The organism is Mesorhizobium sp. M0491 (assembly GCF_040321265.1).
In the GTDB taxonomy this organism is placed as follows: Bacteria; Pseudomonadota; Alphaproteobacteria; order Rhizobiales; family Rhizobiaceae; genus Mesorhizobium.
This window is the reverse complement of sequence record NZ_JAMYRE010000012.1, coordinates 41,114-55,554: the sequence shown is the minus strand read 5'-3', so window position 1 is coordinate 55,554 and position 14,441 is coordinate 41,114. Positions and strand designations below refer to the sequence as shown.

Here is a 14,441-nt window from a genome sequence, read left to right as displayed (position 1 = left end):
TCAACTTATCTGCTGGTCATTGGACGGAATTGGGCGGTTTGTCCATTCTTGTCCAAACGAGGGACATCGCGGTGTGATGTTGCGGAAATGTCACTGGCGACTGGTGCTCCTCATCCAGGCGCCGGGTGTCACGCCGACAATCGACTTGAACACACGCGTCAGATGCGCCTGGTCGAAAAAACCCGTTGCCTCGGCGATGTCGCCAAGTGAAGCGGTGCCACGCGCCATCATGGCCTTGGCCCTGTCGACCCGCGCCTGCATCTGCCAACGATGCGGCGGCACGCCCGTCGCCGCCTTGAAGGCGTGACTCATAGCGGTTTCGGACAGGCCGGTCAGCGCGGCGAGGTCGGCAAGCCGGATCCTTTCCAGGCAATGCGCGTCGATGTAGTCGGTGACGAGGCGCAGCTTGCGGCGCGACAGCGGCGACCGCCGCCTAAGGGTATCAGGCCGGTCGATCTGGAACAGGCTTGCGAACAAGGCATTGAGCAGACCCTCGCCATAGAGATCATGCAGGGGCCGGTCGCTGCCGCATTCGGCGGCGATCAGGCCGGCAAGCATGGCGATCCGGTCGTCGCGAAACTGGAAGCGCGACATCCGCAAGGCCTCGTGGTCAAGGCTGCGGCCGAAGCGGCGCGTCAGCACTGCGGCGTCGAAATGCAGGTCGAGATGCCGGATCCGCCGCAGCCCCTCGACCCGGCCGCGGATCGGCACGCCGGCCGGTATGTAGGCCATGGAAAAAGCCTGGTCGTGGCGGCGCAATTCGCCCTTGGCGTCTTCGACGAAGAAAGCGCCATCGCCATCCACATCGAGCGCGACGAACAGCCGGGGGTCGGGAGAGACGTAATAGCCTTCGGCCTTGTCACCGCATGAGACATCCCAGAGGTCGGCGACCACGCCGTCCCAGACATGCCATTTCAGGTCGCCAATGACTGAAAAGCCCTCAATCCGGCTTTCCATGCGCGCAACGAAGGTCAAGTCCTGTGATCCCAGCCATAATACATGATAAAAACCATCATGTTTATGCCCGGTTAGCGACCCCACCGCAAGTGCTTTGCGGCTGCTCGAAAATCGGCCGGAACCAATGCCGCTGGGGCAATCGGGCCTCAAACACTTTCGAGGTATGTCTCGATCTCGAAATCGCTGACATTGAGCGCGAACGTGTTCAATTCCTGGCGTTTGCAGGCAACGAAGGAGTCGCGCAGGATGGCTGGAAAAATCTCCGCCACATGCGTCCCGCTCTCGAAGGCGGCGATCGCCGACGCCCAGTCCGGCGGCAGCTTTGCCGGCGGAAGTCCCTGGCCGTCGGTGCCGATCGGATCGCCTGGCGATATTTGTCTTTCAATGCCCGTCAGTGCGGCGCCCAATATGGCCGCTAGCACCAGATAGGGATTGGCGTCGGCTCCCGAAACGCGATGCTCGATGCGGCGCGCACCGGTTGGCCCGCCGGGAATGCGGATCGCGACCATACGGTTCTCATAACCCCAGGCGACTGCGGTCGGCGCATAGGATCTCGGGCGCAGCCTGCGGTAGGAGTTGAAGTGCGGCGCGAACACCAGCGTGCTTTCGGCCATTGCCGCAAGCAGGCCGCCGACCGCATGGCGCATGGTCTCAGAACCCTGGTCGGTGCCGTCATCGAAGACGTTGCGCCCTTCGCCGTCGACCAGGCTGAAATGAACGTGAAAGCCGTTGCCGGCCCGGTCGCCATAGGGCTTGGCCATGAAACAGGCGGCAAAGCCGTGCTTGCGGGCAATGCCCTTCACGGTGCGCTTGAACAGCACCGCATCGTCAGCCGCCCGCAAGGCGTCCGCGACATGGTTCAGATTGATTTCGAACTGGCCGACGCCGTTCTCGGCGATGGCCGTGTCGACGGGAATGCCTTGCGTCCGGCAGGCCTCGTAGACGTCATGGATGAAGGATTCGAAGTCGTCAATCTCGTCGATCGACAGCGCCGCGTCGGAATCGAGGCGGCGTCCGGTCACCGGCGAGACCGGTCCGACCGGCCGCTGCGACTGCGGATCGACGAGGTAGAATTCGAGTTCCGTTGCCGCGACCGGAGTCAGGCCCAAGGCCTTGTAGCGATCGAGGATGCGGGCCAGCGCCCGTCGCGGGTCGCCGAGATAAGGCGCGCCGCTTTCGTCGGCGAGCCAGAGGGGGACAAGCGCCGTCGGATGCGCCGTCCAGGCCACCGGCAGAATGCCGCGCCCCGTCCACTGGCACAGTCCGTCGGCATCGCCGGTCGAGAATACCAGTGTGTTGCCTTCGATGTCCTCGCCCCAGACATCGAGCCCGATCAGCGAAAAAGGCATGCGCAGCTTGCCTTCCAGCGCCTTTCTTGCCTGCTCGACGGGAATGCGCTTGCCGCGCATGATGCCGTTGAGGTCGCACACCGCGGCTCTCAGGCTCTGGATGTCGGTCCTGCTATCAAGCCAGTTCAAAACGTCCGCAATTGCATCGCTCAATTTATGACCTCTGGTTTTCGAAGGTGCCGCAACCTGACCGGCTGCACTGTCCCTGATAAAAATAGCTTGTGAGTTTTAGGAAAACAGACTTGGCTGTCGCCAAGCGCTTTTCCTTATTTTTTCAAGTCACTAGCCGGGATGTCGGGAGGCATTTCAAAACCAATTGCGCGATCTGCGATCGCAACATAGAGGCAAGAGGCCGGAAAGCCAAGTGGCGTCGCCCGAATCCGCACAAACGCGACGCGCATCAGTTTCTCGCCTTCGGAAATCTCGCCTGCTGCAGTATGTGCGAGGCCCCTTCGTCGATGTCGCGCACGATGGCAGCGCGGGCGCGCTCGCCATCCTGGGCCTCGATCGCAGCGACGACTTCCTCGTGAAAGTCGATGTCGAGGATGGAGGCGAGGTTATCCTCGAAACCCATGGCAAGGTTCCTGAGGAAAGGGCCGACCTGCATCCATACGGTTTCGATCAGGAAGATCATCTGCTCGTTGCCGCAATGGCGATAGATCGAGAATTTGAAGTCGTGGTTCTTGCGCAGGTAATCATCGATATCGCCTTTGCGGGCCGCCAAAGTCAGGTCGGTGGCGTGGCGTCGGATGGTGCGCAGATTGTTGCCATTGATGCGTTTTGTCGCCAGTTCGGTCGCCGAGCCTTCGAGGATAGTCCGCACCGCGGTCAATTGCGAAAACCGCTCGGCCGATATCGCCGGCACTTCGACGCTGCCGTTCGGCATCGGGCTGAGCGCCCGCAGCGCCTGCAGCCGCATGAAGGCGCTGCGCACCGGCATGTCGCTGGTGCCGAGTTCCCTTGCGAGTTTTCGCGACGTCAGCTTCTGGCCCGGCGTGAACTGGCCGGACATCAGCGCCCGCACAAGTTCCAGATAGACTTTTTCATGCAAGGGAACGGTGTCGACGGCGGTCAACCCGAATTGTGTTTTGTCGGCCATTGGCGGGGCGCTGCTTCATCGGTTCAGAAATCTGTGCGGCCGGCTGGTTTCGCCGCTGGGGATTCTGCGTGGCCGAGCCCGGCGAGAACGCCGAAGTCAGCGACTTATCAAGCACATGATAGACGCTTCGATCGTTGCGCGGCAAGCCGACGCGTCGCACCAAGGCCGACGGCTTGATTGTCAGGCATATGGCGTCTCTGCCACGCTGTGCAAAACGGTCATCACAAATCTTGACCTCGCATGCACTTGCACCTCTGGCCGCTGTCTGGCTTTTTGGGCTACCCATCGCAACGGAGTGATTCGCATCATGCCGCTCGATTGCAAGGTTTCAAGGCAGTCTGCGGGTGGGTCGTGAAGCGCGCGCAATTGGCGAAGGAGACACAGGCATGGCCGAGTTCAAGAAGCCCGAAATCTCCGAGATGAGACCCAAGATCACCGTGATCGGCGTTGGTGGCGGCGGTGGCAATGCCGTCAACAACATGATCGCGGAGCAGCTTCAGGGTACTGAATTCATCGCCGCCAACACGGACGCCCAGGCGCTGACCATGTCGAAGGCGTCCAGGCTGATCCAGCTTGGCGCCCACGTCACCGAAGGATTGGGCGCCGGATCGCTTCCCGAGATCGGCCGCGCCGCGGCCGAGGAATCGCTCGACGAGATCATGGACCATCTGGCCGGTACGCATATGTGTTTCGTCACCGCCGGAATGGGCGGCGGCACGGGAACCGGTGCGGCTCCAATCATCGCCCAGGCGGCACGCAAGGCCGGCATCCTGACGGTTGGTGTCGTCACCAAGCCGTTCGCCTTTGAAGGCCGGCGCCGCATGCAGATGGCCGAAGAGGGCATCGAGCGGCTCCGCGAGAGCGCCGACACGGTGATCGTCATCCCGAACCAGAACCTGTTTCGGATCGCCGATGCCAAGACCACCTTCGCCGATGCGTTCGTCATTGCCGATCGGGTGCTCTATGCCGGCGTCAGCTGCATCACCGACCTCATCGTCAAGGAAGGCCTGATCAATCTCGACTTCGCCGATGTCAAATCGGTGATGCGCGACATGGGCCGCGCCATGATGGGCACCGGTGAGGCCTCCGGCGAGGGTCGGGCGATGAAGGCGGCCGAAGCCGCGATCGCCAACCCGCTGCTCGACGAAGTGTCGATGAAAGGCGCCAAGGGCGTGCTGGTCTCGATATCGGGCGGCAGGGACATGACCCTGTTCGAGGTCGACGAGGCCGCCACCCGCATCCGCGAAGAGGTCTACGAGGATGCCGACATCATCGTTGGCGCCATCTTCGACAAGGGCATGGAAGGCCGCTTCAGGGTCTCGGTCGTGGCGACGGGCCTCGACCGTGCTTTTGGCGCCGAGGATGCCGAAGCCGGCATCGCACGCGACCACGCCGGTCAGCCGGCGCGGACGCTTCAATAAGTCATATCGCGCGTTTATCCTCGCCAAGAGATAATTTCTCGGGGGAGACATCGCTGAATAGCAATGGCATTGCCGACGGATCAGATTGACTGGCGCAACTATTGTGTTCAGCTGTATCGATCTCTGTACGGTTGCTGCTACAAGAATCCGTCATGGACGGCCATCTATACTGGCTACTCGTATCGTTCGAGCGACGAGAGGCGCGGCTTGGAATTCGACTTGAAAACCATCGAAGCGCTTGCGCCCGATCAGGCGTCGTTGAGCGCCGCTTCCAGGTTGACCAGGCAATCGAACTGGCCACGGCTCGAGAAGAGCGATCAGCTGGGGCTCCTCTGGGGGGAATGCCAGGGTTCCGGCTCCAATCCGTATCGTGTGGTCGTCGACACCGGCGACCATGGCTACAAATGCACCTGTCCGTCGCGGAAATTTCCCTGCAAGCACACTTTGGCGCTGATGTGGATTGCAGCCACCACGCCGGCCAGTTTTACCGCCGCAGGCTCGACCCCGGAATGGGTGAATGATTGGCTCGGCCGCCGCAGGAAGGCCTCGCCACAGCCGGCGGCGCCAGCGCCCGGTGCGGGAGGCAAGAGCATTGGCGAGGCCTCGCGCGACGACGAAAGCGCAGACATCGAGGACGCCGCTGCGGTCGAGCGCCGCGAGGCAGCGCAGCGCAAGCGGACGCTGGATACGCAATCCGCGGTGTCGGCGGCGTTGGATGAGCTGGATCAATGGATCGCTGACCAGTTGCGGCTTGGCCTGGCCGGTTTTGTCGACAACAGCAGTGATCGTTGCCGCCGGATTGCGGCACGGCTGGTCGACATGAAGGCGACAGCGCTTGCCGGCCGCATCGACGAGATTCCGTCACGGCTGATGGGGCTGCGCAGCGAGGAGCGCCCGGACGCGGCGCTCCGCGAACTCGGCAAGCTTGTGCTGGTGGTCAAGGCCTGGCGATCGACACCAGGAGACGCCGAACTGAGGCGGCTCGTATCGACGTCCGAAAGCCGTGAGCAGGTTCTGGCCAATCCCGATGCCAAACAGGTCGAAAGCGTCTGGGAGGTGCTTGGCGAGAAGATCGAGTCGCGCCGTGACGGTCTCGTCAGCCATTCGACCTGGCTCCTCGACCTGAAGAGCGCGAGCCCGCAATTTGCTCTCTTGCTCGACTATTTTCCGGCCTCGGCCGGTCGCCGGTCGAACGCCTTCACACCGGGCGACCGGTTCGATGCCAGGCTGGTCTTTTACCCGGCACGCCAGCCGCTGCGGGCCTTGGTGGCGGACCGCAAGGGCGACGTCCCGACAGGTGAGTGGCCCGATTTCGGCTTTCACACAGCCGATCCGCTCGCGGCGCATGCTGCTCACCAGAACGCAGCCCCTTGGCTCACCGATTGTCCTGTCATGCTGCCGCCCGGCGCGATCCTGCTGGACGATCGGGGCGCCGCCTGGTGGCAAGCCGCCGGCGATCCGCATGGTATCGCCTTGCCGATTGCCGACACCGTCAATCCAACGCTGCTTGGGCTGGACCTTATGGCAACGGCAGCACTTTGGAATGGCAGCCGGCTTGACCTGCTGGCGGCGCAAAGCGGTTTCGGTAGGCTTGACCTGTCGTGAACGAGATCGAGCAGACCGGCCTGGCGGCCATGCGCGACTGCTGGATCACCGGCGGGATCACCTTCGACCTGGCTCCGGGCGCGTGGAAGGAGATCGCCGGCGGTGCCAGCCCCGACGAGCGCGAACGCCGGCTGCTGGCGATCGCCGCACAAGCTCTCGACATCGCCTTGCGGCCAGCCGCGCCAAAGACGCTGAAACGCCGCCCGCAATTGCCCGAACTCGCCTTGCCGATGCTGCCGGAACGGCTGCGGCCGCTATTGCGAGCCGCGCTAAAGCATGCCGCCGACACAAGAAGCAAGTCGCGTGTGGTCACGCTCGTCTCCAGCCGCGGCTTCGTGCTGCATCCGATGGACTGGATGCCAGCCGCGTCGGATCAGAGCAGTCCGGACGTCTATGCACCCTGGATCGACTGGCAGGCAGGCGCGGACGGCGAAAAACCTGCAAGCCAGGAGCATCTGACGGTGGAAAACTGGGATGACTTCTATCCCGCCGCACGCCGCACCGCGCTCGCCGATATGCGCCGCACCGCACCGGCTTCGGCTAGGCAGCTGATCGAAACCAAGGCATCCGGCGAGCCGGCGGAAATCAGGATTGCACTCGTCGACCTGTTGCGCTTCGGCCTGGGCGCTGATGACGTGCCGTTCCTGAAGAGCCTCTCCGCCGATCGTTCCGGCAAGCTGCGCGAGCTCGCTGGCCGGTTGCTGGCAAGATTGGGAGAGCACGGCTCGCCAGGCGATGGCGGGCCGGAAGATCCGACGGCCGAACTCGCTGCCTTCATCGCTGAAGGCAAATCCGGCTTCATCCGCCGACGCACCACCTACACGCCGGCAAAACTCAAATCGCCGGCGCAGGAAAGACGTCGCGCCGAACTGTTCGAGACCTGCAACCTGGTCGACCTCGCCACGCGCTTCGGCACCACCGAATCCGAGTTTATCGGGGCGTGGCAATTCGGCGCTGAGAACAATGCCGATATCCTTGTTGCCCGAATGGTCGCGGCGTCGGGCAGCGACGCCGCGGTGACGCACATGGCGGATATGCTTGTCGCCGAAGGTGGCAAGCCCGCACTCTTCGTCCTCCACCTCATGGCGCGTCTGGACAGCCGCAGGAAGCGCGTCCTGATCAAGTCGATCCTGAAGGACACGCAACATCTCGGCGCGCTCAATCTGGCCGAGGGCCTCGAAGCAAGCTGGCTGGAATGGGCCGACCTGACAAACGGCCAGACGCTCCCGGCGCTTCGCTCCGCTGTTGCAGGAAACGATGACGCTGTGAAGCGGGGCGTCGACCAGCTCCTGGAAACTATGGGCTTTCTCGCCACGGCGGCGACGGCGGAGAAATTGATCGGAGACGTCGTTGCGGGCGGTATGGCGCCGGCAGCGCCTTCACTCGGTCTTCTGCGCCTCAACGCAGCGCTGGCCGAGCCTTAACCGACACATGATCAATCCGGAGAACAGCTAATGAACGCAGCCATCCGTCTTCCGGTCGAGCAGGCCTATGCCGCCGAATTGCAGGCGCTCTCGCGCAATGACGAGCGGCAAAGGCCTGCCGGATGGAGCCTTTCGCCAAAGGCGGTCCTTACCTACCTGCTCGGCGGAAAGGCTGACGACGGGACAGTGATAACGCCGAAATATGTCGGCCGGCGCCGGCTGATGGAAACCGCGGTGGCGACGCTCGCCACCGATCGCGCGCTGTTGCTGCTGGGTGTCCCCGGCACGGCCAAATCCTGGGTGTCGGAACATCTCGCCGCCGCCATCATGGGCGATTCGACCCTGATCGTGCAGTGCACGGCTGGTACCGACGAGAACCAGATCCGCTATGGCTGGAACTACGCACAGCTTCTGGCAAAGGGCCCAAGCCAGGACGCGCTGGTGCCGACGCCGCTCTACCGCGCCATGCAGGACGGCAAGCTTTGCCGCCTCGAGGAGCTGACGCGCATGGGCTCCGATGTCCAGGACACGCTGATCACCGTGCTGTCCGAAAAGATGATGCCGATCCCGGAACTCAACACCTCGATCTACGCGCAGCGCGGCTTCAACATCATCGCCACCGCCAACAACCGCGACAAGGGCGTCAACGAGCTGTCCTCGGCGTTGAAGCGCCGCTTTAACGTCGTCGTACTGCCCTTGCCCGAAGACATGGCGGAGGAAGTGGCGATTGTCTCCAAGCGGGTCGGCGAGATGGCCGGCGGTCTTGACCTGCCGGTGCCGAAGAATGTCGGTGAGGAGATCGCGCGCGTGCTGACCATTTTTCGCGAGTTGCGCTCCGGCGCTACAGCCGACGGCAAGGTGACGTTGAAGACGCCGTCCGGTTCGCTGTCCACGGCCGAAGCCATTGCCACCATGGTCGGCGGCCTCAGCCAGGCGGCCTGGTTCGACAGCGGCAAGCTCGGCGCCGAAGGTCTTGCCGCCAGCCTCGTCGGTGCGATCGTGAAGGATCCGGTGCAGGACAAACTGGTGCTGGAGGAGTATCTGGAAACCGTGCTCAAGAAGCGGCCAGACTATGCCGGCTACTACGCGGCCTTGAACGCGGCGATCTGACGCCATGGCGCTTAGCGACGTTTCCTATTTCGGCATACGCCATCACGGGCCAGGCTCCGCCGGCAGCCTGGTGCAGGCGTTGCAGGAGTTGAAACCGGTCGCCGTGCTGATCGAAGGACCGGCCGACGCCAGCCCGCTGCTGCCGTTGCTGGCCCACCCCGAAATGCAGCCGCCGGTGGCGCTGCTCTGCTATCCCGAAGACGATCCGGCCTCGACAAGCTTCTGGCCCTTCGCCGAATTCTCGCCGGAGTACCAGGCGACGCTCTGGGCCGTCACCAACAATGCGGCAGTGCGCTTCATCGATTTGCCGTCTTCAGCCCGCACTGCGCCGATTGAGGCCGTGGGGGAAACCGATAGCGATGGAACGGAAGCCAGCGTTGAGGCTGACTTGGCGCCGCATCTGCGGGACCCGATCGGAACGCTGGCACAAGCTGCCGGCTATGAAGATGGCGAAAGCTGGTGGGCTGATATCATCGAGCAGAACCCTGAGCCCGGCCCAATCTTCGCGGCAATAGCCGACGCGATGACGACGTTGCGCGAAGGCGAAGGTCCGCTTGCCGAATTCGAGGCAAAGCGCGAAGCGCATATGCGACTTGAAATCGCCGCCGCGCGAAAGGAATTCGATGGGCCGATCGCTATCGTTTGCGGTGCCTTCCATGTGCCGGCACTGCAGGCGACGCGACCGCTGAAGGAGGACCAGGCGCTACTCAAGGGGCTCGCCCGCCGCAAAAGCATGATGACCTGGGCGCCGTGGACGGGGCCGCGCCTGGCGCTGGGCTTCGGTTATGGCGCCGGCGTTGTCGCGCCCGGCTGGTGCAAGCATCTGTGGCAGACGCGCGGGCAAGGGGACTCCTCGGTCCTGTGGCTGGCGAAGATCGCGGCGGTCCTGAGGGCCAAGGGGCACATGGTCTCGACCGCCTCGCTGATCGAAGCCGAACGGCTGGCCCGCACGCTGGCTGTGATCCGTGAACGGCCAAAGCCCGGTTTCGAGGAATTGCGTGACGCCGCGATCGCCGCCCTGTTCAACGGGGAAGCGCTGCTGTGGGCGCTGGTCGAAGCCGAATTGCTGCTGGGCGCCGATGTCGGTGAAATTCCGCCGGACACGCCGCTGGCGCCGCTGATCGAGGACCTGCAGCGCAGCCAGAAGGCGGCGCGGCTGAAGCCCGAAGCGCTGGAGCGTGAATTGTCGGTCGACCTGCGCAGCGAAAGCGGGCTGTTTCGATCGACCTTGCTGCACCGGCTGTCCGTGCTTGGCGTGCATTGGGGCAAGCTGACCGACAGCGGCCGCAGCCGCGGCACCTTTCGCGAGCGCTGGATGCTGTCGTGGGAACCTGAATATGCCGTTCGACTGGTCGAGAACCTGGTCTACGGACCAACCATCGAAAAGGCGGCCAATGGCCGGCTGATCCAGATGATCGGCGCGGCGACGTCTCTTGATGCGATGGCCGCACTGGTCCAGGGCGCCATCACGGCAAACCTGTCGGAAGCGTCGATCGCCGGTCTCGCGGCATTGGAGGAACGGGCGGCGCGCAGCAGCGAATGCCTGGAAATCCTGACATCGGTGCCGCCGCTCGCCGACATCATCCGCTACGGCGAGGCTCGCAAGACGGAAACCGCCCGTCTGTCCGGCCTCCTGGAGCGGCTGATCGTCGAAGGCGGGATCGCACTTGCCTATGCCGCCCGCGACCTCGATGCCCAGGCATCCACGACGCTGGTCGGCGCCATGCGCAAAGCCGACGAAGCGATCAGTCTGGTCGAGCCTGAACAGGACGTGCTGGACATCTGGCGCAATGGACTGGCTGCGGTGCTCGATGGATCGCGCTCGACGGCGCTGGTGGCAGGCTGTGCCGCGCATCTGCTCTACGAAGCCGGCCATTTGTCAGCCGACGCGGCAACCGGTCTGATCGCACGACGTCTGTCTCCAGGAACGCCGGTCACCGAGGCTGCAGGGTTCTTCGAGGGTTTCTTCAGCACTGCCGGCCAACGGCTGATCTACGACGAGGGCCTGCGCGGTGCGGTGGATGCCTGGCTCGCATCCCTCGACGAAGAGGCCTTCATTGCTCATCTGCCGTTGCTGCGCCGGGTCTTTTCGCATCTGGACTCGATGGAGCGGCGACGGTTGATCGAAGCGGTGCTCGGCCGCACCGCACGGCTGCCTGCCGGACTGACGCCGACTCCGGATGGCGGCGAAGCGTGGCGCCGGCACCTGGAACGGCTTGGACCCCTGCTGATGAGCGAGGCCGGCAATGGATGACGAGGCCGAAATCAGCGAGCCAATCCAAGCCGGCGACGGACGGGAGCGCCGCTGGCGCATGGCGATCGGTGCCGATGAGGAAACCTCGTCAGCGCTGTCCGACACCGACAAGCGGCTTTCCGCGGCGCTCGATGCGCTTTACGGCGATGGTGCCGGCGATGCGGCTGCCGATCCGCGCAAGCGGCGCGGCGGCCTCGGCCGCTCGGCGCCAAGGGTGGCACAGTGGATGGGCGATATCAGGTCGTTCTTTCCCGCACAGGTCGTCCAGATCGTCCAGAAGGATGCCTTCGAACGGCTCAACCTGAAGCAGATGCTGATGGAGCCGGAATTCCTCAAAGCGATCGAGGCCGACGTCAATCTCGTCGCCGACCTGATTTCGCTCCGCTCGGTCATGCCGGCCAAGACCAAGGACATTGCGCGCACGATCATCGCCGATATCGTTGCCAAGCTGATGCAGCGGCTGGAACAGAAGACAGCCGAGGCGATACGCGGCGCGGTCGACCGATCGCAGCGCACCAACCGCCCACGCCAGCGCGACATCGACTGGCCGCGTACGATCTCAGCCAACCTTCGCCATTACCAGCCCGAGCACAAGACCATCGTGCCGGAGAAGCTGGTCGGCTTCATGCGCAAACAGCGAAGGCTGGTCGACCTGGATGAGGTGGTGCTGTGCGTCGACCAGTCGGGCTCTATGGCAAGCTCGGTAATCTACGCCTCGATATTCGCGGCGGTGATGGCCTCCCTGCCGGTGGTGCGGACCAAGCTTGTCTGCTTCGACACGGCAATCGTCGATCTGACCGAGGAGCTTAGCGATCCTGTCGAAGTCCTGTTCGGCGTGCAGCTGGGCGGCGGCACCGACATCAACCAGGCCGTGGCCTATTGCGCGGACCGCATCGAACGGCCGACCAAGTCGCATATGGTGCTGATCACTGACCTTTATGAGGGCGGCAACGGGCAGGAATTGCTGCAGCGGCTTGCTGCACTCGTTCGCTCCGGCGTCAACGTCGTGGTGCTCCTGGCGCTGACCGACCAGGGCAGGCCGGGTTATGACCCGAAGATGGCAGGCTCGGTGGCCGCCCTCGGCATTCCGGTCTTTGCCTGCACGCCGGATCTGTTTCCAGACATGATGGCGGCGGCATTGCGTCGGGAAGATATCGGCGCATGGGCGGCTGGCGCAGATATCAAGCTGGTTCGTGCCGAGGCCGAGACTCCGGAGTAAAACAGCCGTCGCCAGAGCTGCCAGGTTGCTTCTGGCAGCTCTGGGATAAATCGCTGGAACTCAGCCGAACTTCGGGTCGAGGCTGCCCGACTTATAGCGCTTGGCCATTTCGGCGACCGGCAGCGGCTTGATCTTCTGCGCGTTGCCGGCGGTGCCGAACTGTTCGAAGCGCTCCTTGCAGAGCTTGCGCATGGCGGCCATGGCCGGTGTCAAATATTTGCGCGGATCGAACTCGCTCGGGTTCTCGGTCAGCACCTTGCGGATCGCGCCGGTCAGCGCCATGCGGTTGTCGGTGTCGATGTTGATCTTGCGCACGCCGTGCTTGATGCCGCGCTGGATTTCCTCGACCGGCACGCCCCAGGTCGGCTTCATCTGGCCGCCATACTTGTTGATGATCTCCTGCAAGTCCTCGGGCACAGAGGACGAGCCGTGCATGACCAGGTGCATATTGGGCAGGCGGCGATGGATCTCCTCGATGACGTTCATGGCCAGCACCGCGCCGTCGGGCTTGCGCGAGAATTTGTAGGCACCATGGCTGGTGCCCATGGCAACCGCCAGCGCATCGACATGGGTGTCCTTGACGAACTCGACCGCTTGTTCGGGATCGGTCAAAAGCTGGTCGTGGCTGATCGCGCCTTCGACGCCGTGGCCGTCTTCCTGCTCGCCGCCGCCGCTCTCCAGCGAGCCGAGCACGCCAATCTCGCCTTCCACGGACACGCCGCCCCAATGCGCCATGTCGACGACGCGCTTGGTGATGCCGGAATTGTAGGCGTAGTCGGCCGGCGTCTTGCCGTCTTCCTTCAGCGACCCGTCCATCATGACCGAGGTGAAGCCGTACTGGATAGCGGTGACGCAGGTGGCTTCGTTGTTGCCATGGTCGAGATGCATGCAGACCGGAATGTCGGGGTGGATTTCGACCAGCGCGTCGATCAGCTTGGCCAGCACCACGTCATTGGCATAGGCGCGGGCGCCGCGGCTTGCCTGCAGGATGACCGGTGACTTGGTCTCCTCGGCGGCCTCCATGATGGCAAGGCCCTGTTCCATGTTGTTCATGTTGAAAGCGGGCACGCCGTAGCCGTATTCGGCAGCGTGGTCGAGCAATTGTCTCAGTGTTATGCGAGCCACCCAATAGTCTCCCGTATCTGGTTTCAAGCGCAACGTCGCGGGCCGGCCGGTTGCCGGTCGGCCCTTGATGCTTCTGGCGGGATTTCAACGGAACCGCAACCTTCAGAGCTCTTCTCGATCGCAATTCTTGTTGCAGGGTTGAAATCCGGCCGTTTTGGTGACTTAAGCCGCGATCAACTCCCGCGCCGCCAGGAGTTGCACGCAGGCGTTCGCCGCTTCCTTGCCCTTGACCGTGAAGTGCTCGAAGAAGAAGCGGTGGTGCTCGGCGCTGTCATGGTAGTTGAGCGGCGTGAGAACCGCCGACAGCACCGGTACACCGGTCGACAGCTGCACGTTCATCATGCCGTCGATCACCGCGCTGGCGACGAACTCATGCCGGTAGATGCCGCCATTGACGACGAAGGCGGTACCGAGGATCGCGGCATAGCGGCCGGTTCCGGCCAGGGTCTTGGCATGCAGCGGAATCTCATAGGCGCCCGGCACGTCGAAGACATCGACGGTGAAGCGCTCGCCTCCGATGTTAGCCAGTTCCGCCTCGAAGGCCTGTACGCACTGGTCGACGATATCGGCATGCCAGCGCGCCCTGATAACGGCGATGCGGGTCGTTTCATAGTCTTTGTGGGAATGCTGATTCATGGGTCCATCCTTCCGTTTCGAACCAGAATCAGGACGCACGATACGCAATCCGGCCCGCCGGGGCGGTCCGTTTTGCGTTTCGTTCTCTTCCATCCGGACTGTAACCGTCGGCTCCGGAATCACACCGGATCTGCTGACCCCTCCGACCATCGGAGGGCGCTCGCGGGCTTGGGTAAAACCCTTACCGCCGGTGGGGACTTTCACCCCGCCCTGAGAACATTAACGGCTTTGTATGAAAGGGC

Annotated in this window: 11 protein-coding genes and 1 riboswitch; of the genes, 6 read left to right on the top strand and 5 right to left on the bottom strand. The window is 63.4% G+C overall.

Annotated elements, in window-relative coordinates:
* Positions 1-90: 90 nt before the first annotated feature.
* The 3 genes from NKI69_RS17100 to NKI69_RS17090 all read right to left on the bottom strand — a co-directional run bounded on the left by NKI69_RS17100 (position 91) and on the right by NKI69_RS17090 (position 3,405).
* Complete coding sequence (locus NKI69_RS17100) at positions 91-975, bottom strand: helix-turn-helix domain-containing protein (RefSeq protein ID WP_023808772.1); 885 nt, start codon at positions 973-975, stop codon at positions 91-93.
* Between the two features lie 128 nt (positions 976-1,103).
* The gene (locus NKI69_RS17095; protein WP_023808771.1) at positions 1,104-2,459 is read right to left on the bottom strand and encodes a glutamine synthetase family protein; all 1,356 of its coding nucleotides are present in this window, start codon (positions 2,457-2,459) and stop codon (positions 1,104-1,106) included.
* A gap of 247 nt (positions 2,460-2,706) precedes the next feature.
* Positions 2,707-3,405: a GntR family transcriptional regulator gene (locus tag NKI69_RS17090; RefSeq protein ID WP_023808770.1), complete on the bottom strand. Its 699-nt coding sequence runs from the start codon at positions 3,403-3,405 to the stop codon at positions 2,707-2,709.
* 386 nt (positions 3,406-3,791) lie between these two features.
* Between NKI69_RS17090 and ftsZ the strand changes: the two genes are divergently transcribed.
* The 6 genes from ftsZ (at position 3,792) to NKI69_RS17060 (ending at position 12,438) form a co-directional block, all read left to right on the top strand.
* Positions 3,792-4,826: a cell division protein FtsZ gene (gene ftsZ, locus NKI69_RS17085; protein ID WP_023808769.1), complete on the top strand. Its 1,035-nt coding sequence runs from the start codon at positions 3,792-3,794 to the stop codon at positions 4,824-4,826.
* 219 nt (positions 4,827-5,045) lie between these two features.
* Entirely contained in the window at positions 5,046-6,431 is a 1,386-nt protein-coding gene (locus NKI69_RS17080; RefSeq protein ID WP_245273044.1) for an SWIM zinc finger family protein, read from the top strand.
* Positions 6,428-7,855, top strand: a complete 1,428-nt coding sequence (locus tag NKI69_RS17075; RefSeq protein WP_023808767.1) for a DUF5691 domain-containing protein — start codon at positions 6,428-6,430, stop codon at positions 7,853-7,855. Before NKI69_RS17080 ends, NKI69_RS17075 begins: the two co-directional genes overlap by 4 nt.
* A gap of 30 nt (positions 7,856-7,885) precedes the next feature.
* The gene (locus NKI69_RS17070) at positions 7,886-8,965 is read left to right on the top strand and encodes an ATP-binding protein (RefSeq protein WP_023808766.1); all 1,080 of its coding nucleotides are present in this window, start codon (positions 7,886-7,888) and stop codon (positions 8,963-8,965) included.
* Positions 8,966-8,969: 4 nt separating this feature from the next.
* Entirely contained in the window at positions 8,970-11,219 is a 2,250-nt protein-coding gene (locus tag NKI69_RS17065; RefSeq protein ID WP_128302411.1) for a DUF5682 family protein, read from the top strand.
* Entirely contained in the window at positions 11,212-12,438 is a 1,227-nt protein-coding gene (locus tag NKI69_RS17060) for a VWA domain-containing protein (RefSeq protein ID WP_128302412.1), read from the top strand. The genes NKI69_RS17065 and NKI69_RS17060 overlap by 8 nt, the downstream gene beginning before the upstream one ends.
* A gap of 60 nt (positions 12,439-12,498) precedes the next feature.
* On the opposite strand, the gene fba is transcribed toward NKI69_RS17060, so the two are convergent.
* Positions 12,499-13,563, bottom strand: a complete 1,065-nt coding sequence (gene fba / locus NKI69_RS17055) for a class II fructose-bisphosphate aldolase (RefSeq protein WP_013532928.1) — start codon at positions 13,561-13,563, stop codon at positions 12,499-12,501.
* 162 nt (positions 13,564-13,725) lie between these two features.
* On the bottom strand, positions 13,726-14,199 hold the full coding sequence (locus tag NKI69_RS17050; protein ID WP_352440047.1) for a 6,7-dimethyl-8-ribityllumazine synthase: 474 nt from the start codon (positions 14,197-14,199) through the stop codon (positions 13,726-13,728).
* Positions 14,200-14,276: 77 nt separating this feature from the next.
* Positions 14,277-14,421: riboswitch (FMN riboswitch) on the bottom strand.
* Positions 14,422-14,441 lie beyond the last annotated feature (20 nt).

Coding starts and splice junctions, on each gene's coding strand:
- NKI69_RS17090 (WP_023808770.1), bottom strand. CDS start 3,405: ATGGCCGACAAAACACAATTCGGGTTGACCGCCGTCGACACCGTTCCC.
- ftsZ (WP_023808769.1), top strand. CDS start 3,792: ATGGCCGAGTTCAAGAAGCCCGAAATCTCCGAGATGAGACCCAAGATC.
- NKI69_RS17070 (WP_023808766.1), top strand. CDS start 7,886: ATGAACGCAGCCATCCGTCTTCCGGTCGAGCAGGCCTATGCCGCCGAA.
- NKI69_RS17065 (WP_128302411.1), top strand. CDS start 8,970: ATGGCGCTTAGCGACGTTTCCTATTTCGGCATACGCCATCACGGGCCA.
- NKI69_RS17060 (WP_128302412.1), top strand. CDS start 11,212: ATGGATGACGAGGCCGAAATCAGCGAGCCAATCCAAGCCGGCGACGGA.
- NKI69_RS17050 (WP_352440047.1), bottom strand. CDS start 14,199: ATGAATCAGCATTCCCACAAAGACTATGAAACGACCCGCATCGCCGTT.